The organism is Streptomyces sp. NPDC048297, from assembly GCF_043201585.1.
Classification (GTDB): domain Bacteria; phylum Actinomycetota; class Actinomycetes; order Streptomycetales; family Streptomycetaceae; genus Streptomyces.
Map to the genome: position 1 here is coordinate 1 of NZ_JBICZA010000005.1, position 19,833 is coordinate 19,833.

General features: G+C 71.1%; 19 protein-coding genes and 1 rRNA gene. 17 read left to right on the forward strand and 3 right to left on the reverse strand.

Annotation, left to right across the window (positions count from 1 at the left end; all coding sequences use genetic code 11):
• The 10 genes from rrf to ACGFYV_RS06785 form a co-directional block, all read left to right on the forward strand.
• A 5S ribosomal RNA gene (rrf, locus tag ACGFYV_RS06740) occupies positions 1-95 on the forward strand; the annotation flags it as partial.
• A gap of 72 nt (positions 96-167) precedes the next feature.
• Complete coding sequence (locus ACGFYV_RS06745; protein ID WP_393877290.1) at positions 168-812, forward strand: HAD family hydrolase; 645 nt, start codon at positions 168-170, stop codon at positions 810-812.
• Positions 813-959: 147 nt separating this feature from the next.
• Complete coding sequence (locus ACGFYV_RS06750) at positions 960-1,811, forward strand: VC0807 family protein (protein WP_393877540.1); 852 nt, start codon at positions 960-962, stop codon at positions 1,809-1,811.
• A gap of 105 nt (positions 1,812-1,916) precedes the next feature.
• Positions 1,917-3,155, forward strand: a complete 1,239-nt coding sequence (locus ACGFYV_RS06755) for an MFS transporter (protein WP_393877291.1) — start codon at positions 1,917-1,919, stop codon at positions 3,153-3,155.
• The gene (locus ACGFYV_RS06760) at positions 3,106-4,278 is read left to right on the forward strand and encodes an acetoin utilization protein AcuC (RefSeq protein ID WP_393877292.1); all 1,173 of its coding nucleotides are present in this window, start codon (positions 3,106-3,108) and stop codon (positions 4,276-4,278) included. Before ACGFYV_RS06755 ends, ACGFYV_RS06760 begins: the two co-directional genes overlap by 50 nt.
• A 109-nt stretch (positions 4,279-4,387) precedes the next feature.
• On the forward strand, positions 4,388-5,203 hold the full coding sequence (locus tag ACGFYV_RS06765; protein WP_393877293.1) for a phosphatase: 816 nt from the start codon (positions 4,388-4,390) through the stop codon (positions 5,201-5,203).
• 129 nt (positions 5,204-5,332) lie between these two features.
• Positions 5,333-5,545 carry a helix-turn-helix domain-containing protein gene (locus ACGFYV_RS06770; protein ID WP_159399367.1) on the forward strand — a complete coding sequence of 71 codons (213 nt, stop codon included), beginning with the start codon at positions 5,333-5,335 and terminating at the stop codon, positions 5,543-5,545.
• Positions 5,546-5,676: 131 nt separating this feature from the next.
• A complete protein-coding gene (locus ACGFYV_RS06775; RefSeq protein WP_003948845.1) occupies positions 5,677-5,775 on the forward strand; it encodes a 30S ribosomal protein bS22 in 99 nt (32 codons plus the stop codon).
• 261 nt (positions 5,776-6,036) lie between these two features.
• Positions 6,037-7,098 (forward strand): NAD-dependent epimerase/dehydratase family protein, encoded by a 1,062-nt coding sequence (locus ACGFYV_RS06780; protein WP_393877294.1) that lies wholly within the window; start codon positions 6,037-6,039, stop codon positions 7,096-7,098.
• Between the two features lie 14 nt (positions 7,099-7,112).
• Positions 7,113-8,180, forward strand: coding sequence for a lysophospholipid acyltransferase family protein (locus ACGFYV_RS06785; protein WP_393877295.1), 1,068 nt, complete (start codon positions 7,113-7,115; stop codon positions 8,178-8,180).
• A gap of 237 nt (positions 8,181-8,417) precedes the next feature.
• On the opposite strand, the gene ACGFYV_RS06790 is transcribed toward ACGFYV_RS06785, so the two are convergent.
• From ACGFYV_RS06790 to ACGFYV_RS06800, 3 genes are all read right to left on the reverse strand, one after another.
• The gene (locus ACGFYV_RS06790; RefSeq protein ID WP_393877296.1) at positions 8,418-9,647 is read right to left on the reverse strand and encodes a DUF5667 domain-containing protein; all 1,230 of its coding nucleotides are present in this window, start codon (positions 9,645-9,647) and stop codon (positions 8,418-8,420) included.
• Positions 9,648-9,895: 248 nt separating this feature from the next.
• Positions 9,896-10,687, reverse strand: a complete 792-nt coding sequence (locus ACGFYV_RS06795; protein WP_393877297.1) for an ECF subfamily RNA polymerase sigma factor, BldN family — start codon at positions 10,685-10,687, stop codon at positions 9,896-9,898.
• A gap of 460 nt (positions 10,688-11,147) precedes the next feature.
• Complete coding sequence (locus ACGFYV_RS06800) at positions 11,148-12,104, reverse strand: HAD family hydrolase (protein WP_393877298.1); 957 nt, start codon at positions 12,102-12,104, stop codon at positions 11,148-11,150.
• Between the two features lie 95 nt (positions 12,105-12,199).
• Here ACGFYV_RS06800 and ACGFYV_RS06805 point away from each other — a divergent pair, with 95 nt between their 5' ends.
• The 7 genes from ACGFYV_RS06805 (at position 12,200) to ACGFYV_RS06835 (ending at position 19,772) form a co-directional block, all read left to right on the forward strand.
• Positions 12,200-12,484, forward strand: coding sequence for a glutaredoxin family protein (locus tag ACGFYV_RS06805; RefSeq protein ID WP_393877299.1), 285 nt, complete (start codon positions 12,200-12,202; stop codon positions 12,482-12,484).
• A 298-nt stretch (positions 12,485-12,782) separates the two neighbouring features.
• Positions 12,783-13,544, forward strand: coding sequence for a redox-sensing transcriptional repressor Rex (locus tag ACGFYV_RS06810; RefSeq protein WP_393877300.1), 762 nt, complete (start codon positions 12,783-12,785; stop codon positions 13,542-13,544).
• Positions 13,541-15,259: a glutamyl-tRNA reductase gene (locus ACGFYV_RS06815; protein ID WP_393877301.1), complete on the forward strand. Its 1,719-nt coding sequence runs from the start codon at positions 13,541-13,543 to the stop codon at positions 15,257-15,259. The genes ACGFYV_RS06810 and ACGFYV_RS06815 overlap by 4 nt, the downstream gene beginning before the upstream one ends.
• Entirely contained in the window at positions 15,256-16,239 is a 984-nt protein-coding gene (hemC, locus tag ACGFYV_RS06820) for a hydroxymethylbilane synthase (RefSeq protein ID WP_393877302.1), read from the forward strand. The genes ACGFYV_RS06815 and hemC overlap by 4 nt, the downstream gene beginning before the upstream one ends.
• The gene (locus tag ACGFYV_RS06825) at positions 16,236-17,945 is read left to right on the forward strand and encodes a uroporphyrinogen-III synthase (RefSeq protein ID WP_393877303.1); all 1,710 of its coding nucleotides are present in this window, start codon (positions 16,236-16,238) and stop codon (positions 17,943-17,945) included. The genes hemC and ACGFYV_RS06825 overlap by 4 nt, the downstream gene beginning before the upstream one ends.
• A gap of 213 nt (positions 17,946-18,158) precedes the next feature.
• Positions 18,159-19,151 (forward strand): porphobilinogen synthase, encoded by a 993-nt coding sequence (gene hemB, locus ACGFYV_RS06830; protein ID WP_393877304.1) that lies wholly within the window; start codon positions 18,159-18,161, stop codon positions 19,149-19,151.
• Positions 19,152-19,505: 354 nt separating this feature from the next.
• A complete protein-coding gene (locus tag ACGFYV_RS06835) occupies positions 19,506-19,772 on the forward strand; it encodes a DUF805 domain-containing protein (protein ID WP_393877305.1) in 267 nt (88 codons plus the stop codon).
• Positions 19,773-19,833 lie beyond the last annotated feature (61 nt).

The window sequence follows — 19,833 nt, forward strand, 5'->3', positions numbered from 1 at the left end:
AAACGCCCGGTTACATTCCGAACCCGGAAGCTAAGCCTCACAGCGCCGATGGTACTGCAGGGGGGACCCTGTGGGAGAGTAGGACGCCGCCGAACAATTTTTGGGGAAACCCCCGCATCTATGGATGCGGGGGTTTTCTGCGTTCAGGGCTCGTTTAGGGTCGAGGCATGCGCTACGACCTCATCCTCTTCGACAATGACGGCGTTCTCGTCGACAGCGAGCCGATCTCCAACCGTCTCCTCGCCGGGTATCTGACCGAGTTGGGGCACCCGACGACGTACGAGGACTCCATCCGGGACTACATGGGCGCGGCGATGCACCGGGTCCACGATCTGGTGCTGGAGCGGACGGGGCAGCGGTTGCCGGACGACTTCGACGACGTCTTCCACGCACGCGTGTTCGCCGCGTTCGAGCGGGAGTTGAAGCCCGTGGCCGGTGTCGGGGACGTACTGGAGAAGCTGACCGCGGAGGGGGTGCCGTACTGTGTGGCGTCCTCCGGGAGTCATCAGCGGATCCGGGTGGGGCACCGGGCGACCGGACTCGACCGGTGGTTCACGGAGGACCGGATCTTCAGTTCCCAGGACGTCGGGCGGGGCAAGCCGGCGCCGGATCTCTTCCTGTACGCGGCCGAGCGGATGGGCGTCGCCCCGGAGCGCTGCGCGGTCGTGGAGGACTCTCCGCTGGGCGTGCGGGCGGCTGTGGCGGCGGGAATGGACGTGTACGGGTTCACCGCGATGACGCCGGCGGAGCGGCTCGCCGGGGCCGGGCAACTCTTCTCCAGCATGGGGGAGTTGGCTGACCTGCTGGTATGACCGCAGCCATCGTTCGGTGCCTGACAATTGTCATGCGGTCCTCCGGACGAACGTTTCTACTGGCGGCCCCCCTTCGGCCGCGAAGCTGAGGGCATGACGAAGAACGCGGGTACGACGAAGAATGCGGGTACGACGAAGAACGCCGGCATGACGAAGAACGCCGGCATGACGAAGGACGCGGACACCAAGAACGCGGACGCCGAGAACCCGAGCGCGCTGGACAACTTCAAGCCGCTGCTCCTGGACGTGGCGCTGCCGCTCGGCTCGTACTACCTGTTCAAGGACGCCTTCGGGATGAGCACCTTCGCGGCGCTCGCCTGGAGCAGCGTCGTGCCGGCGGCGCGGACCGTGTGGGGGCTGGTGAGGGAGCGCAGGACGAACGGGCTGGCCGGGCTGATCCTGGTCGTCAACGTCGTCTCGCTGCTGCTGAGTTTCGTCTCGGGCGACCCGCGGCTCATGCTCGCCAAGGACAGCGCGGTCAGCAGCACGGTCGCCCTCGGCATCCTGGTCTCCGTGGTCCTCGGCCGGCCGATGATGACCGCGGGCATGAAGCCCTTCCTGGTGAAGGGCGACGCCGCGAAGGAGGCCGCCTGGGAGCGGCTGGTGTCGGGGGCGGCGGCGAACTCGGCCGTGTTCCTGCGCAAGGAGCGGACGTTCTCCGTGGTGTGGGGTGTGGCGCTGTTCGCCGAGTGCGTGGCGCGGGTGGTGGGGGCGTACACGATCCCCGTGGACACGATGGTCTGGCTGGGCGGGGCCGTCATGGCCGGCGTGCTGGTGGTGACCTTCGTGATCAGTGGCGCTCTCGCCGCCGGGCCGATGGAGCACATCCTCGCCGACGAGGTCGAGGCCCAGGAGGCGGCGGACGGCACTGCCCGGACCGCCGGAGCCGTTCAGACTGCCCGGACCGCGCAGGCCGCCGGGACCGTTCAGACCACCGGGGCCGCGCAGGCCGCCGGGAGCGCTCAGGCCGCCGGGACCGGGGTGGCCGTCGCCGCCTGATCCTCCCTGCCCGGTCAGGCCGGGCCGTCGACCCCGCCAAACTTGAAGAAAATTCATCTTTGGCTGATCTACCCACAGGTAGCCTGGGGCCCTACGCTCGCCGCCATGACAGATGTGCTGCGGCGCGGCAGGGCCTCTTTGGCGTTCAGCTTCTTCACCCAGGGCGCGACCTTCGCGCTCCTCGTGACCCGTATTCCGGCCATCCAGGACCGGTACGGGATCTCCGACGCGCTGCTGCCGGTCTTCCTCGCCGCCGTACCGATCCTCGCCGGGGTCGGCAGTGTGAGCACCGAGCAGCTGGTGAAGCGGATACGGCCCAGCCGGCTGCTGCGCTGGTCCCAGCCGGTGGTGCTGCTGGCGCTGCTCGGGGCCGGGGCGGGCGACCGGATGGCCGAGGTGGCGGTCGCGCTCGGCGCGTTCGGGCTGGCGGTCGGCGCGCTGGACGCCTCGATGAACATGCTCGGGGTGAGTCTGCAGCGGTCGTACGGGCGCAGCATCATGCTGAGCTTCCACGCCGCCTACAGTCTGGGCGGCATCCTCGGGGCCTCGCTGGCGTGGGTGGGGGCGCACTGGCATCTGGCGCTGTGGGTGTCGTACCTGCCGGTGGTGGCCGTGCTGCTGCCGGCGACGCTGGTGGGCAGCCGGTGGTACGTGGACGGGGATCCGGCGCCGGCGGCGGGGGATCCGTCGCCGGTGGAGGGGCGGGCCGCCGGGCAGGGCGGGGGTGGTGTGGTCTTCAAGCTGCTGCTGCCGCTGTGCCTGGTGATGACGTTCGCGTACATCGGTGACTCGACCGTCTCCAACTGGAGCGCGAAGTACCTGAAGGACGTGCTCGGGAGTTCGGAGCAGCTGGCGACAGTGCCGTACAACGTCTACATGGTGACCACGCTGGTGGGGCGGGCCATCGGGGACCTCGGGGTGCGGCGGTTCGGGGCCGTGACGGTCGTACGGCTGGGGACGCTGGTGGCGGCCGGCGGGTTCGCGGTGGTGGCGTCGGCGCCGGGGGCCTGGGTGGGGATGCTCGGGTTCACCCTGCTGGGGCTCGGGCTGTGCGTGCTGGTGCCGCAGACGTTCGCGGCGGCGGGCCGGCTGTTCCCGGGGGCTTCGGACGCGGCTGTGGCGCGCCTGAACATCTTCAATTACGTGGGCTTTCTGATCGGTTCGCCGCTGGTGGGGGCCCTGGGCGATGCGTGGAGCTATCGGGGGGCGATGCTGGTGCCGATGGTGTTGGTGCTGGTGACGTTGGTGTACGCCAGGTCGTTCGCCGCGGCGCCGGGCGGATACGGTGGCGGGCATGAGCGGCCGCGCACAGCTGATGTGGGACGAGGCAGTAACGGGCTATGACTTCGGCCCGGACCATCCGATGGATCCGGTCCGGCTGGAGCTGACCCGGAAGCTGGTGGCGGCCTTCGGGCTCGACCGCGAGGTGGAGGTCGTCGCGGCGAAACCGGCCGGGGACTCGACGCTGCGGCTGGTGCACCGGGAGGACTACATCGACGCGGTGAAGGCCGCGTCCGCGGATCCGGGGTCGGCGGCCGGGGCGTACGGGCTCGGCACGACGGACGATCCGGCCTTCGCCGGGATGCACGAGGTGTCCGCGCTGATCGCCGGGCAGTCCGTGGGCGCCGCGGAGGCGGTGTGGCGCGGTGACGTCGAGCACGCGGTGAACTTCGCGGGCGGGCTGCATCACGCGATGCCCGGGGGCGCGTCGGGGTTCTGCGTCTACAACGACGCGGCCCTGGCGATCGCGCGGCTGCTGGAGCTGGGCGCGGAGCGGGTCGCGTACGTGGACGTGGACGTGCATCACGGGGACGGGGTGCAGGCCGCGTTCTGGGAGGACCCGCGGGTGCTGACGATCTCGCTGCACGAGCACCCTCGTACGTTGTTCCCGCAGACCGGGTGGCCGCAGGAGACCGGGGCCGGGGCGGGGGAGGGGGCGGCCGTGAACGTCGCCCTGCCGGCCGGGACCGGGGACGCGGGGTGGGTGCGGGCGTTCCACGCGGTGGTGCCGGAGCTGCTCGCGGAGTTCCGGCCGCAGGTGATCGTGACGCAGCACGGGGCGGACACGCACTTCGAGGATCCGCTGGCGCACCTCGCCGTGTCGCTGGACGCGCAGCGGGCCGTGCAGGTGGCGTGCCATGAGCTGGCCCATGAGTACGCCGGCGGGAAGTGGGTGGCGCTCGGCGGCGGCGGGTACGCGGTGGTCGACGTGGTGCCGCGGTCGTGGACGCATCTCGTGGGGATCGCGGCGGGCCGGGAGGTCGCTCCGGAGACGGAGATCCCCGAGGGGTGGCGGCAGGAGGTGTTCGCCCGGACCCGTCAGACGGGGCCATGGCGGATGACGGACGGGCGGTGGCCGGTGTCCTTCGCCCCGTGGGAGGCCGGCTACGACCCCGCCGACCGCCTCGACCAGGCCGTACTCGCCACACGCCGGGCGGTGTTCCCGATGCGGGGGCTGCTGGCGTAGGGCGTGGGCGGTAGACGCCCAGCGCACTCGGGGACGTGGTTACGCCGACCGTGGGGTTTTTCCGGGATCCTTGCGCGGTGTCGTCCCCCAATGAGTCACCATCGCACCCGTGTTGACCCCTGATGCCCTTCGCGCGCACCTGTTGGCTGTCCGGCTGGCCGGGGCGGTCGGGACGTCCCGGGAGGTCAGTCTTCGGAGGTATCGGCTGTTCGCGGCGCGGGATCCCCGGGTTCTGATCGGTATTGATCCCGAAGGGGTCTGGGGGCAGCGGGAATTGCTCGATCTGATGGCGAACCGGTGTGGGGTGTCGGCCGATCCGCGGCACACTTCGGGGTGCGACGTGATCGACCCGGAGCGGACGCTGGCCGCGCTGGACGCCTTCGCCGAGAGGATCCGCGGTGCCGCACGCGGCGGTGTCCCGGTGCTGCTGGGCACGGGGCACCCGCACCGGCTGCTCGGGTTCTACGCAGCCCTGGCAGACGCGCTGTCGGCGGCGGGATGTGAGATTCTCACCCCGGCGCAGGGTCGCTGTGTCGACATATTGACCCGGTTCGGCGTACGCACGCATCACCTGGACTACGTACGAGGTGTTGCGTTGGTGCGGGAACCCGAGGCCGAGCGCCCCGGTTGTGAGCCGGGGGTCCACAGCCACTCGCCGCTCCCGGTTCGGCTCGCGCTGGCCGCCGCCGCCGAGGCCGGCGGGCCGCTGCCCGGACTGGTGATCGGTGATCACGGCTGGGTCTGCGGTGCAGGTCAGCTGGGGTTCGAGGCGATCGGGCTGGCGGACGCGGACGATCCGGCGCCGTTCGTCGGGGAGGCCGAGGGGTCGGTGTCCGTCGTCGTTCCACTTGACGACGGGGTGCGGTCTAGTCACTACGGTCCGCTTACCCGCTACGTACTCAAACGAGCATGTCTGTCACAGTAGGCCTGCGATGGGTGCACCTCTTCCCCACTCGCATCACCCGCCCCTACATTGGGGAGTGAGCACGCAACGACGAAGAGTCACCGGAAGGGGAAGCCGGTGGCCGTCGAGTGCGGAAGGTTCAGGTGTGTCATGGCTGCAGCTGGCGAGAGGCCTCTGAACGAGGTTCAGTTCCTTACCGTGGCGGAGGTCGCCGCGGTGATGAGGGTGTCGAAGATGACCGTGTACCGGCTGGTGCACAGCGGTCATCTGCCCGCGATCCGGGTGGGGCGGTCCTTCCGTGTCCCCGAGCAAGCGGTCCACGAGTACCTTCGCGAGAGTTTTGTGGGGGTGGAGACGGCCTGACGACGCTTCCGGGAGACCCGGAGGACACCTCGATTACAGCCTCAACGCGTGAGCGGGTAGGCTAGCCCCTCGTAGGTCGTATGGGCCCATGATGCCCAGCACCGAGTGATGAGAAGTGAGCGAGGGTAGTCGTGGGCTCTGTTATCAAGAAGCGGCGCAAGCGGATGGCCAAGAAGAAGCACCGCAAGCTGCTCAAGCGCACGCGCGTTCAGCGCCGCAACAAGAAGTAAGCGGCGACGCGAGAGCGTGTCCCTGTGGCCCCCGTCCTGAGGACGGGGGCCACAGTCATGTCCGGGACGGGGCGGCCCCGCTCGTGTTCACTCGGGGACGGTCATGTCCGGGGCACCGGGCATATTCCGACTGGGGAATTTCCGCCGCCTCGTGCATCGCGTGGTCATCACAGCGCAACGTCGACCCGCTAAGTTGGCGCACACGGGGAAAAGCGGGCTGGGACCAGGTTTCGCACGAGGTCGGGAAGGAAGGCGCTGATCTTGGGGAAGGTCGTGCTCGTCACCGGGGTGGCCCGGCAGCTGGGCGGCAGATTCGTGCGCCGGATCCAGAAGGACCCCGAGGTCGAGCGGGTGATCGCCGTGGACGCGGTGCTGCCGGCGCACCAGCTGGGAGCGGCCGAGTTCATCCAGGCCGACATCCGGCAGCCGACGATCGCCCGGGTCATCGCCGAGACCGGCGCCGACACGGTCGTCCACATGGACGTGACGGGCATCGCGCCGGGCGGCGGCAGCCGGGCCATGGTCAAGGAGACCAACGTCATCGGCACCATGCAGCTGCTCGGCGCCTGCCAGAAGTCGCCGAACGTGCGGCGCCTGGTCGTGAAGTCCAGTACGAACGTCTACGGTTCCGCGCCGCGTGATCCGGCCGTCTTCACCGAGACGACGCCGGCCAAGTCGCTGCCGAGTGGCGGGTTCGCGAAGGACGCCGTCGAGGTCGAGGGGTATGTGCGCGGGTTCGCGCGGCGGCGGCCGGACGTCGCCGTGTGCGTGCTGCGGTTCGCCAACATCCTCGGGCCGACCGCGGACACCCCGCTCGCCGCGTACTTCTCGCTGCCGGTCCTGCCGACCGTGTTCGGCTACGACCCCCGGCTGCAGTTCGTGCACGAGGACGACGTCCTCGAGGTGCTGCGGATCGCCGCGCACGACCCGCGCCGGGGCACGCTCAACAGCGGCACCTTCAACATCGCCGGTGACGGGGTGCTGTTGCTGTCGCAGTGCTCGCGGCGGCTCGGCCGGCCCACGGTGCCGCTGCTGCTGCCCGCGGTCACCTGGACCAGCTCCCTGGTACGGACGCTCGGCATGAGCGACTTCTCGCCGGAACAGATCCGGCTGCTCACGCACGGGCGGGTGGTGGCCACCGACCAGATGCGCGAGACGCTGGGATTCACGCCCAGGTACACGACGGCGGAGACGTTCGCGGACTTCGCGCGCGGCCAGGGCCCGGGGCTGCTGCCGCCGCAGGCCGTCGCCGGGGCCGTCGACCGGATCGCCGCGCTGTCCGCGCAGGGCAGCGGCCACCTCTTCAAGCACAGCGCCGACTGAGGAGCGCAGCAACGATGGCGGACGCCAAGGTCATTCCGTTCGACGACGACCGCTCCCGCGGGGGTGCCGTGCCGCGGCCGGGCCGGCGCCGGGGCGCGGGCGGCAGGCGCGGCGGCGCGCAGGAGGCCGCGCCGGTCGGTTCGGTCCAGCCCCTGCCCACCAGGGCCGTTCCGCAGGATGGTGATGCCGTGACCCAGCAGGAACACCAGCCCGCCGAACCGCACGACGTACCGCCCGCCGACGGCGGTCTGGAACGGCGCATCGCGAGCGGCCTGGCCTTCCTGCGACGCCGGCTGACCGGTGACTACGAGGTCGACGACTTCGGCTACGACGAGGAGCTGACCGACCAGGTCCTGATGTCGTTGCTCCGGCCCATGTACGAGAAGTACTTCCGGGTCGAGGTGAAGGGCATCGAGAACATCCCGGCCGAGGGCGGTGCGCTGATCGTCGCCAACCACTCCGGGACGCTGCCGCTGGACGGCCTGATGATGCAGGTCGGCGTCCACGACCATCACCCGGCCGGCCGGCACCTGCGGCTGCTCGCGGCCGACCTGGTCTTCGTCCTCCCGGTGGTCAACGAACTCGCCCGCAAGCTGGGCCACACCCTCGCGTGCTCCGAGGACGCCGAAGGGCTGCTGGCGCAGGGGGAGCTGGTCGGCGTGATGCCGGAGGGCTTCAAGGGCATCGGCAAGCCCTTCGGTGACCGGTACAAGCTCCAGCGGTTCGGGCGGGGCGGCTTCGTCTCCACGGCGCTGCGCCAGGGCGCTCCGATCATCCCGTGCTCGATCGTGGGGGCCGAGGAGATCTACCCGATGATCGGCAACGCGAAGACGCTGGCGCGGCTGCTGGGGTTCCCGTACTTCCCGCTGACGCCGACGTTCCCCTGGCTCGGCCCGCTCGGCGCGATCCCGCTGCCCACCAAGTGGACGATCCAGTTCGGCGAGCCGATCCCGACGGACGGCTATCCGCCGGAGGCGGCCGACGACCCGATGCTGATGTTCAACCTGACCGACCAGGTCCGCGAACAGATCCAGCACACGCTGTACAAGTTGCTGGTGCAGCGGCGGTCGGTGTTCTTCTGAGGAGGGGCTCGGCCGGGGGCCTGGGGGGAAGGGCCGGACCCGGGCTGCGCGTAGTCGCCGGTCGGAGGCCGGCGCAGCTGTCCGAAGCCCGCGAAGCGGTGCGAGGGCAGCGGTCGGGAGGGGCCAAGCTGCTGGTGCAGCGGCGGTCGGTGTTCTTCTGAGGTTTGGTCGTTCGGGCATACGACTGTGGGGCGCCCCCGCTCGGGGAGGGGCGCCCCACAGGTGTTGCCGTAGGGGCTAGTTCGCGTCCTGGCTGTCGATGCCCAGGCCGGGGAGCAGGCCCGGGAGGAGTGGTGGCAGGGTGACGTCCGGCTTGGCCGAAGGGGATTTGCCGGCGGACGGGGAACTGCCGCCGGAGCCGAGTTGCGGCGGGTCGAGCAGGCCGCCCGTGGTGCCTCCGATCAGGCCGTCGTCGGCGCTGCCCGAGGCCGAGCCGCTGGGGCTGCCGGGGCTCGCGTGCCTGCCCGAGGACGGCGTGTCGCCGCTGCTCGGGACCGTCGACCGGTGGGTGCCGGACGAGGCGCCGGCGGATGCCGATCCGGAGCCCGTGCCCGTACCGTTGCCGGGTTCGGCGGACGGCGGTGGGAGCATGGACTGCAGCGGGCCGACCTCTTGGTCTATGGCGTCGAAGACGGACGACACCTGGTCCCGGACGTCCCCCAGCTGCAGGGGCAGCCGGTCGCTCAGCGTGCTCCACGCCTCGCGGTGGGACCGGGAGAAGGTGGAGAGTGCCTGGATGGGGCCCAGGGACTCGGGGTCCGCCTCGTAGGCGGCGTGCAGCAGGCGGTGGCCCTCGGTCACGTCGTGCTGCATGCCGGACAGGGTGCGGCGGATCTCGCCGATGGACTCGTGGTCGAGCTGACCACCGCGGTCGCGCTCCATGAGCCGACGGGCCTCGCTCAGCCGGGTGGAGGCCTGGTCGAGGTACGTCTGACCGCGCTCGCCGTCGCCGTCGCTCAGGTAGTTGAGCCTGAAGTCCTCGATGCCGCGTTTGAGGCCGTACAGGGAGTCGCCGGGCAGCGAGTCGGAACTCGCGGCGGCGACCCCGCTGAAGGCCCCGGCGGCGACGCCGACGCTGAGCCCACCCGCGGTGAGCCCCTTGGCCAGCCGGGAACGCGGCCGCAGTCTGCCCAGGGAACTAGCCCGGTGCGCGCCACGGCGCCTCTGTTCCGGCACCGACGCGTTCGCCGCCCCGCCCGCTGCGTCCTCCTGGAGCATGGCCTCCATCGCGGCCACCAGCTGGGCGCGCTGTACGACCTTGACCTCGGGGTCGAGCTGGGGCCTGGGCAGCGCACCGAGTTCCGCCGCGAGGGTCAACAGCTCGCCCTGTCGGCTCTGTTCCTCGGCCGTCGGTGGTGATCCCGACGGTGCTGTGGACTGCTCGGCCGCCGTGTCCCGGTCGGACTGCTCCTCCAGGGCCTGGGCGAAGGCGTTCGCCCGCCGGTGGGTTGATACGTTCGCGATCACAGGCGGCACCTCCTCTCGTCATGACGGTCGACTCCCCAGGGGGTCCTGAGGGTTGCACGCCCACGACCACTTCCACACGATCGAGCGATCGGGGGCGGCCGGGGCGTGACCACAGGGAGCCTGTATCCCGCACAACGAGCGGCTCGGCACTTGGGTTACGGACGCCGGATGATCCGATCAGAAAGTCAACGCGCTTTCACCGAGCGTGAGTTGGTCGTCGCCGAGCGTGGCGGCGGGGTGGGTGCGGCTCAGCGCACGTCGTCCGGCAGGAGCCGGGCGAGGGTCCGGACGGCCCGGTACTGGAGCGTTTTGATCGCCCCCTCGTTCTTGCCCATCACCCGGGCGGTCTCGGCGACGGAGAGCCCCTGGAGGAAGCGGAGCGTCACGCACTCCTGCTGCTGGGGATTGAGCCGGCGTACGGCGTCCAGCAGGGCGGCGTTGGAGAGGGACTCCAGGACGGAGTCCTCCGGGGAGCGCTCGACCTCGTTGGCGTCGAGCATCTCGCCGGTGGTGACCTCCAGGCGGAAGCGGCTGGACTTGAAGTGGTCGGCGACGAGGTTACGGGCGATCGTCACCAGCCAGGCGCCGAAGTCGCGGCCCTGCCAGGTGAAGGTGCCGATGCGGCGCAGGGCCCGCAGAAAGGTCTCGCTGGTGAGGTCCTCGGCGGTCGCCTTGCCCCCCACCCGGTAGTAGATGTACCGGTACACCGTGTCGCTGTACTGGTCGTAGAGCCGCCCGAAGGCCTCGGCCTCCCCCGCCTGGGCGCGCTCGACGAGGTCCATCATCCGGGCGCTGTCACTGTCGGCGGCCGGGCGGCGGGCGGTGGTGGTGGTGGTTCCGGTGCCGGTGGAGCGGCCGCGTCTGCTGACGGCGGCGCTCCGTTCGGCCAGTGCGTAGCACGGGCCCGCGGGTGTGGCGGCGGCGAAGGCGGGGACGGCGTACGCGGACGGGACGAGGCCGCGCAGCGTCTCTTTGACCGTTGCGACAGTTGCGCGCAGCGTAGCCAGGCCCGAGGCGTCAACCCCGACGTGTGGGTACACGGGACTCCCAGAGGCAGAGCTTCCATCACGTGCAGTGCGGGACCGTTCACCCGTCGTGGCGACGGAGGGGTACCGGTTTGCGTCTGAGGAGAATAACGCTTCGTGCAGGCCCTGCTACGCCGAGTTGCTCAAATCGTCGATTGCGTCGCTTATGTTGCCGATTGACGGCTCATCAAGTTGCGTGATGTGACCGGTTGTTGATCGGAAGGGCGCCGGTTTCTGCGAAAGCTGGGGCGTGTTGGGCAGGGGGCGCCATAATTCGGGCGCGAGGGCATGGGGGTGGGGATGGGGATGAGAGTTCCCGGGCAGGGCGAAGGCGGGCGCGAGCAACTTCCCCGCACCCGCACCCGCACCCGCATCTGCACACGCCCCCATCTGCACCTGCACCACCCGGCGACGGCGTGATGCGGCGTCAGTGGCGCAGGGTCACGGACGGCGCAGGGTCACGGACGGCGCAGGATCACCGCCGGCGCCGGCTCAGGGCGATCGCCGCGGCCGTGCCACCGGCGACCGCGCCCACGCCCGCCGCGGCGGGGATGCCGACCTTCGCGGCCTTGCGGCCGGTGCGGTAGTCCCGCAGGCGCCAGTCCTTCTCCCGGGCGTACCTGCGCAGCTTGGAGTCGGGGTTGATGGCGTAGGGGTGGCCGACCAGGGACAGCATCGGAATGTCGTTGTGGCTGTCGCTGTAGGCGGCGCAGCGGGAGAGGTCGAGGCCCTCCGCCGCGGCGAGGGCGCGCACCGCCTCCGCCTTCGCCGGGCCGTGCAGCGGCTCGCCCACCAGTTTGCCGGTGTAGATGCCGTCGACGGACTCGGCGACCGTACCGAGCGCGCCGGTGAGGCCGAGGCGGCGGGCGATGACCTGGGCGATCTCGACGGGCGCGGCCGTGACCAGCCAGACCTTCTGGCCGGCGTCCAGGTGGGCCTGGGCCAGCGCCCGGGTGCCCGGCCACATGCGGTCGGCCATGTACTCGTCGTAGATCTCCTCGCCGATCGTCTCCAGTTCGGCGACGCGGTGGCCCTTGACGATGGACAGGGCGGAGTCCCGTACGTCCTGCATGTGCTCGGGGTCCTCGACCCCGGCCAGCCGGAACCAGGCCTGCTGCCAGGCGAACCTGGCGAGATCGCGGGTCTCGAAGAACTTCCGCTTGTACAGGCCGCGACCGAAGTGGAAGATCGCGGCGCCCTGCATCACGGTGTTGTCGAGGTCGAAGAAGGCGGCGGCGCGGTCGTCGCCGATCACCGGGAACTCAGGTTCCCGTTCGGCGGCCTGCTGTGCCTCCAGCGCCTGCTGGGCTTCCTGCGCCTCCTGCGCCTCCTGCGAGGACTTGCGGGCGGCCTCCGCCGAGGCCTCGCCTGCCAACACGCTCCGCGCCGTGGCGGAGCGCCTACGGGGAGTGAGCCATCCGAGAGCGGCCATGCGGTGAGCATAGCCAGTCTGTTCGGTGCTTCCGGAGTCGAGAGGTTTGAACGGTGTGAACTCTGCGCGACCGCGCCGTTAAAGGAGGCGCGAGAATGGCCGGCATGAGCCCTCTCTTCCGCCGCAAGGCCGCACCTCAGGTGCGGTTGGTCACGCTCGTCCGCAAGCCCGGCTGCCATCTGTGCGACGACGCGCAGACCGTGATCGAGAAAGTCTGCGGCGAACTCGGCGTGCCCTGGGAGCAGAAGGACATCACCGAGGACCGGGCACTGCACGACCAGTACTGGGAGCAGATCCCGGTGGTCCTCGTCGACGGCCGTCAGCACACCTTCTGGCGGGTGGACGAGGGTCGTCTGCGCAAGGAACTGACCGGGGGATGACCGAGAGGTGGTCGGAAGGTGACCGGAAGGTGACCGTCGACTGACCGAGCAGTGCAAGTCGGGGTCGGATGTCGCTTAGGATCGACGACGGTTTGGTCTCGGGGGCGTGATTCATGAGGAGTGTGTCGTTTTGCCCCCTGGCTGTCTCCCGGGATCGACGCGCGTGACCCCGGTCACGTTTGCCGGGCAAATCGGACACCATCTTTGTGCACGCGTTCACAAAGACATAGCCTGCTGTCGACGGGGCGGTCTGGGGACGTATGACCGCCTGCAGCCCCGCTCTACCCGCAGGAGCACCGTGGCAACTGGCCGAACACACCGACCGGCGACCCGTAGCCGAGGGATTCCCGAGGCCACCGTCGCCAGGCTTCCGCTGTACCTCCGAGCTCTGACCGCACTGTCGGAGCGCTCGGTCCCCACGGTCTCCTCCGAGGAGCTGGCCGCGGCGGCGGGGGTCAACTCCGCCAAGCTGCGCAAGGACTTCTCCTACCTGGGCTCCTACGGAACGCGCGGTGTCGGCTACGACGTGGAGTACCTCGTCTACCAGATCTCCCGCGAACTCGGCCTGACCCAGGACTGGCCGGTCGTCATCGTCGGTATTGGTAACCTCGGCGCCGCCCTCGCCAACTACGGCGGGTTCGCCTCCCGTGGCTTCCGGGTCGCCGCGCTGATCGACGCCGACCCGGCGATGGCCGGAAAGCCCGTCGCGGGCATCCCGGTCCAGCACACCGACGAGCTCGAGAAGATCATCAAGGACAACGGGGTCTCCATCGGCGTCATCGCCACCCCGGCCGGCGCCGCCCAGCCGGTCTGCGACCGGCTCGTGGCCGCCGGGGTCACCTCCATCCTGAACTTCGCGCCGACCGTGCTGTCCGTCCCGGACGGCGTCGACGTGCGCAAGGTCGACCTCTCCATCGAGCTGCAGATCCTCGCCTTCCACGAGCAGCGCAAGGCCGGCGAGGAGACCGCCGCCGGCGACGGCGCGCGGCCCGCCGCCACCTCCCGCGAGGGCGTCGACCAGGGACCCGACGGGGACGTACCCGCCGTGATGCCGGCATGAGCCTCCTCGTCGTCGGCCTGAGCCACCGCAGCGCACCCGTGAGCGTCCTGGAGCGGGCCTCGCTGAACGCGGACACCCAGGTCAAGCTGTCCCAGGACACGGTCGCCGCCGAACCGGCCACCGAGGCCGCCGTCCTCGCCACCTGCAACCGCATCGAGCTGTACGCCGACGTGGACAAGTTCCACGCCGGTGTCGCCGAGCTGTCCACACTGCTCGCCCAGCACAGCGGCGTCGGCCTGGAAGAACTCACGCCCTACCTGTACGTGCACTACGAGGACCGCGCCGTCCACCACCTGTTCTCGGTGGCCTGCGGACTGGACTCCATGGTCGTCGGCGAGGGCCAGATCATCGCCCAGATCAAGGACTCCCTGGCCCGCGCCCAGGAGCTGCACAGCGCCGGCAAGCTGATCAACGACCTGTTCCAGCAGTCCCTGCGGGTCGGCAAGCGCGCCCACTTCGAGACCGGCATCGACCGCGCCGGCCAGTCCCTGGTCACCTTCGGCCTGGAGCAGCTGGCCGCGGGCGGCGACGTCCAGGACTGGGCCGGCGGCAAGAAGGCGCTGGTCATCGGCGCCGGATCGATGTCCTCGCTGGCCGCCGCGACCCTCGCACGGGCCGGGGTCCGCGAGATCGTCGTCGCCAACCGCACCTTCGAGCGCGCCGAGCGGCTCGCGCAGATCCTGACCGAGGCCGACGACCACGCGGTGACGGCCCGTGCGGTACGGATGGACGCCGTACCGCACGAGCTGACACGTGCCGACGTCGTCGTCTCCTGCACCGGCGCGACCGGCCTGGTGCTGACCGCCGAGGCGATCGGGCAGGCGGTCGAGGGCCGCGTCGGCGCGCCCGTCGCCGACGCCTCCGCCCCCGCGCCGAAGCCCGCCGCCCCGCAGGCGCCCGCCGGCACCGCCGCCGAGGACGGCTGCCCGGTGGACCTGGCCGCCGTCCAGGGCGCGACCGGCTTCTCGGTGATGGGCGAGGCCGCCGTGGCCGGCATGGACGCGGCCACCCTGGAGCAGCACGCGGCCTGGGTCGCGGGCGCCACCGTGGACCGGCGCGAGAGCGCGCGCCGCACCGCCGAGACCGAGGCCCGTACCCCCGAGGACGACGCCGAGCTGATCGGCGCGCTCGCCGCGACCGCGGCCGCCATCGGCCGCGTCCCCGAGCACCGCAAGCCCGAACCCGTCGCCCAGATCCCGCGCCCGGCCCCGGCCCTGTACCTCCTCGACCTCGCCATGCCCCGCGACATCGACGCGGCCGCGCACCGGCTGGCCGGGGTGCGGCTTGTGGACATCGAGTCCCTCGCCGAGGCCTCCGCCGACGCCCCGATGGCCGCCGACGTGGACCAGGTCCGGCGTATCGTCTCCGACGAGGTCGCGGCCTTCGGCGCGGCGCAGCGGGCGGCACACATCACGCCGACCGTCGTCGCGCTGCGCACCATGGCCGCCGACGTCGTCGCCGGAGAGATCGCGCGCCTCGACGGCCGCCTGCCCGACCTGGACGAACGCCAGCGCGGCGAGATCCGCCAGGCCGTGCACCGGGTCGTCGACAAGCTGCTGCACGCGCCGACCGTACGGGTCAAGCAGCTCGCGGCCGAGCCCGGCGGCGCCGGGTACGCGGACGCGCTGCGCACCCTGTTCGACCTCGACCCCGAGACGGTCGCCTCCGTCTCCCGGGCCGGGAACAGCACAGACGAGAAGGACCGACCGGCATGAGTGAGAAGGCACCACCACTGCGACTGGGGACACGGCGGAGCAAACTCGCCATGGCCCAGTCCGGACAGGTGGCACAGGCCGTGAGCCAGGTGACCGGCCGGCCCGTCGAGCTGGTCGAGATCACCACCTACGGCGACATCTCCCGCGAGCACCTCGCGCAGATCGGCGGCACCGGCGTGTTCGTCACGGCGCTGCGCGACGCGCTGCTGCGGGGCGAGGTCGACTTCGCGGTTCATTCGCTGAAGGACCTGCCGACCACGCAGCCCGAGGACCTGGTCCTGGCCGCCGTCCCGGTGCGCGAGGACCCGCGGGACGCGGTCGTCGCCCGGGACGCGCTGAAGTTCACCGACCTCGCCGCGTCCTGCGCGCACGGCTCCGCCGCCCGCATCGGCACCGGCTCGCCGCGCCGCATGGCGCAGCTGAACGCGTACGCCCGCGCCCACGGACTGGACATCGAGACGGTCCCGATACGCGGAAACGTCGACACCCGGATCGGGTACGTCCGCAAGGGCGAACTCGACGCCGTCGTCCTCGCCGCCGCCGGCCTCAACCGGATCGGCCGCAGCGACGAGGTGACCGACTTCCTGTCGGTCGACACGGTTCTGCCCGCCCCCGGCCAGGGGGCACTGGCGATCGAGTGTGCCGCGGACCGCGCGGACCTGATCGCGGCGCTCGGCCGGCTCGACGACCCGTTCACGCGGGCCGCCGTGACCGCCGAGCGGTCACTGCTCGCCGCCCTGGAGGCCGGCTGCTCCGCCCCTGTGGGCGCGCTGGCCGACCTCCTGGCCGACGGGCAGATTGTCAAGGAAATGCGCCTGCGGGCCGTCGTCGGCACGACCGACGGCACTCGCACGGTGCAGCTGTCCACCACCGGTCCCGTGCCCCACACGCACGAGCAGGCGGAGGCACTCGGTCGCGAACTCGCCGCCGAGATGCTCGCCCAGGGCGCGGCCGGTCTGATGGGGGAGCGAGCACATTGAGCCCCACCACCCTTCCCGCCGGCCTGGAACACGGGCACGTCACCTTCCTCGGTGCCGGACCCGGGGATCCGGGACTGCTGACTCTGCGCGCCGTGGAGGCGCTGTCGACCGCGGACGTTCTGGTCGCCGAGCACGAGGTGCTCGACGTGATCCGGACGCATGCCCGGCAGGGCGTCTCCGTCGTGACGACGGACGCGGATCCGTCTCAGCTCCCGCCGCCGGGCACGGGCACGCCCCAGCTGACGGTCGTTGACGGCACGTCAACAACCGCCGCTGTCCCGGCTGCTGCCCGGGATGCCGCTCATCTTGTCATGGAGGCCGCACGGGGCGGCAGGCGGGTCGTCCGTGCGGTGTCCGGGGACCCCGGACTGGACACGTACGCGGCCGAGGAGATGCTCGCCTGCGCCGCGGCCGGGGTGCCCTTCGAGGTCGTCCCCGGTGTCGCGGCGGCGGTCGGTGTGCCCGCGTACGCCGGTGTGCCGCTGCGGGACGCGCAGGGCGCGGACGTCCGGTTCGTGGACGCCCGTACCGCCTCCGACCGCTGCTGGACCGAGGTGGGCGCCTCCGACGGCACGGTCGTGGTCTCCACGACCCTGGACGCGGTGGCGGCTGCCGCCGGCGAACTGGTGTCGGCGGGCCGCAAGCCGGACACCCCGCTGACGGTGACGGTCGCCGGTACGACGACCCGCCAGCGCACCTGGACGGCGACCCTCGGCACCATCGCCCAGACCCTGAAGCAGGCGAAGGTCCTGCCGTCCCCGGACGGCGGCCGGCCGGTGATAGCCGTGGTCGGTGAGCGTTCCGCCGCCGCCCAGCGCGACCAGCTGTCGTGGTTCGAGTCCAAGCCGCTGTTCGGCTGGAAGGTGCTCGTGCCGCGCACGAAGGAGCAGGCGGCGTCGCTCTCCGACCAGCTGCGGTCCTACGGCGCCGTGCCGCACGAGGTCCCGACGATCGCGGTGGAGCCCCCGCGCACCCCGCAGCAGATGGAACGCGCGGTCAAGGGCCTGGTGACGGGCCGCTACGAGTGGATCGCCTTCACCTCGGTGAACGCGGTCAAGGCGGTCCGCGAGAAGTTCGAGGAGTACGGCCTCGACGCCCGTGCCTTCGCGGGCATCAAGGTCGCCGCGGTGGGCGAGCAGACCGCCAGGGCGCTGATCGCCTTCGGTGTGAAGCCGGACCTGGTGCCGAGCGGCGAGCAGTCGGCGGCCGGCCTGCTGGAGGACTGGCCCCCCTACGACCCGGTCTTCGACCCGATCGACCGTGTCTTCCTGCCCCGCGCCGACATCGCGACCGAGACCCTGGTCGCCGGTCTGATCGAGCTGGGCTGGGAGGTCGACGACGTCACCGCCTACCGCACCGTGCGCGCCTCGCCGCCGCCGGCGGACACCCGTGAGGCGATCAAGGGCGGCGGCTTCGACGCGGTCCTCTTCACGTCCTCCTCGACCGTCCGCAACCTGGTCGGCATCGCGGGCAAGCCGCACAACGTGACGGTGATCGCCTGCATCGGCCCGGCCACGGCGAAGACGGCCGAGGAACACGGCCTGCGGGTCGACGTCATGGCTCCGGAGCCCTCCGTCCACAAGCTGGCGGAAGCCCTGGCCGGCTTCGGTCTGAAGCGCCGCGCCGCCGCCCTGGAGTCGGGCGACCCGGTGACGCGTCCGAGCGAGCGGCGCCCGGGTGCTCGGAGGCGTCGTACGACGACGTGAGTGGTGTGACGGCGTGAGCTGTACGGCGGCGTGAGCAGCTGTACGGCGGCGTGAACGGTGAAGGCGGAGTGCCCTGTGCGGGGCGCTCCGCCTTTTCGTGTGGCCCCCGCTCACGCCGGGGTGCCGGGTCCCCCAGCGGGTGGGCGCTATGCCCCTCTTGGTCCGACAGGGCGTCGGCAAAGGCGCGGGCCGGGCGGGCGTAGCGTAGAAGGCATGACGAAGTACGGATCCTTCCCCGGCACGCGACCTCGGCGGCTGCGGACCACGCCCGTCATGCGGCGGATGGTCGCCGAGACGCGGCTGCACCCCGCGGACTTCATCCTCCCGGCGTTCGTCCGGGAGGGCGTGAGCGAGCCCGTGCCGATCGCGGCCATGCCCGGGGTCGTCCAGCACACCCGGGACAGCCTGAAGAAGGCCGCGGCGGAGGCGGTCGAGGCCGGCATCTCCGGGATCATGCTGTTCGGCGTGCCGGAGGAGAGCAAGAAGGACGCGCTCGGCACCCCGGGGACCGACCCGGACGGGATCCTGCAGGTCGCCATCCGCGATGTGCGCGCCGAGGTCGGGGACGAACTGCTCGTCATGTCCGACCTCTGCCTCGACGAGACCGTCGACCACGGACACTGCGGCGTGCTCGACGCCGAGGGCCGGGTCGACAACGACGCCACCCTGGAGCGGTACGCCGAGATGGCCCAGGTGCAGGCCGACGCCGGCGCCCATGTGGTCGGCCCGAGCGGCATGATGGACGGCCAGGTCGGCGTCGTCCGCGACGCGCTCGACCAGATCGGCCGCGAGGACGTCGCCATCCTCGCCTACACCGCCAAGTACTCCTCCGCCTTCTACGGCCCCTTCCGCGAGGCCGTCGCCTCCTCCCTGCAGGGCGACCGCAAGACGTACCAGCAGGACCCCGCCAACTGGCGCGAGTCGATGCGGGAGCTGGAGCTGGACCTGGCCGAGGGCGCCGACATGGTGATGGTCAAGCCGGCCGGGCCGTACCTGGACATCCTCGCCCGGGTCGCCGACTCGGTGGACGTGCCGGTCGCCGCCTACCAGATCTCCGGCGAGTACTCGATGGTCGAGGCCGCCGCCGAGAAGGGCTGGGTCGACCGCGACCGCGCCATCTTCGAGACGCTGACGGGCATCAAGCGGGCCGGCGCGCGCAACATCCTCACCTACTGGGCGACCGAGGTGGCGCAGAAGCTTCGCTGACGGACACGGGCGGGCATCGTTCCGATACCGGATCCGCCGCGAACCGGCTTCGAAAAGCCGTCAGTTCGGCAACGGAACGACGACGGATCCGCGAACGGGAGGCCGCTGTACCGGCAACGGTCGGCGGCCTTGCTCATATCTGTCCTGAAAATGGCGTTTGAAACGTGCACTTTTACGCCTGACGTGTTCGTGGCGAAACCCTTAACCTCAGCGCCTGGCCTGATCCGTTCGGACCGGGCAACACGTCGATCCCTGGGGGGTTTCCATGAGCTGGTTCATCGAGGCGCTCAAGAAGTACGCGGTCTTCAGCGGGCGGGCGCGCCGCAAGGAATACTGGATGTACACGCTGTTCGCGTGATCATTTACGCCGTCGTCGCGGGCATCGGTGCCGCGGCCAAGGCCCCCTACCTCGTGCTCATCGTCGCGCTTCTCCTGCTGCTGCCGTCCTGGGGCGTCAGCGTGCGCCGGCTGCACGACACCGGAAAGTCCGGCTGGCTGATCCTCCTGGGCATCATCCCGCTCGTCGGCCCCATCGTCCTGCTGGTCTTCTACTGCACCGACAGCGTGGCGGGCGAGAACAAGTACGGCCCGAACCCCAAGGAGACCCCGGCGTTCGGCTGACGCCCAGCGTCTTCCGCCGAGGCCGCCCGGCCGTCGTCCGGGCGGCCGCGCCGCGTCTGAG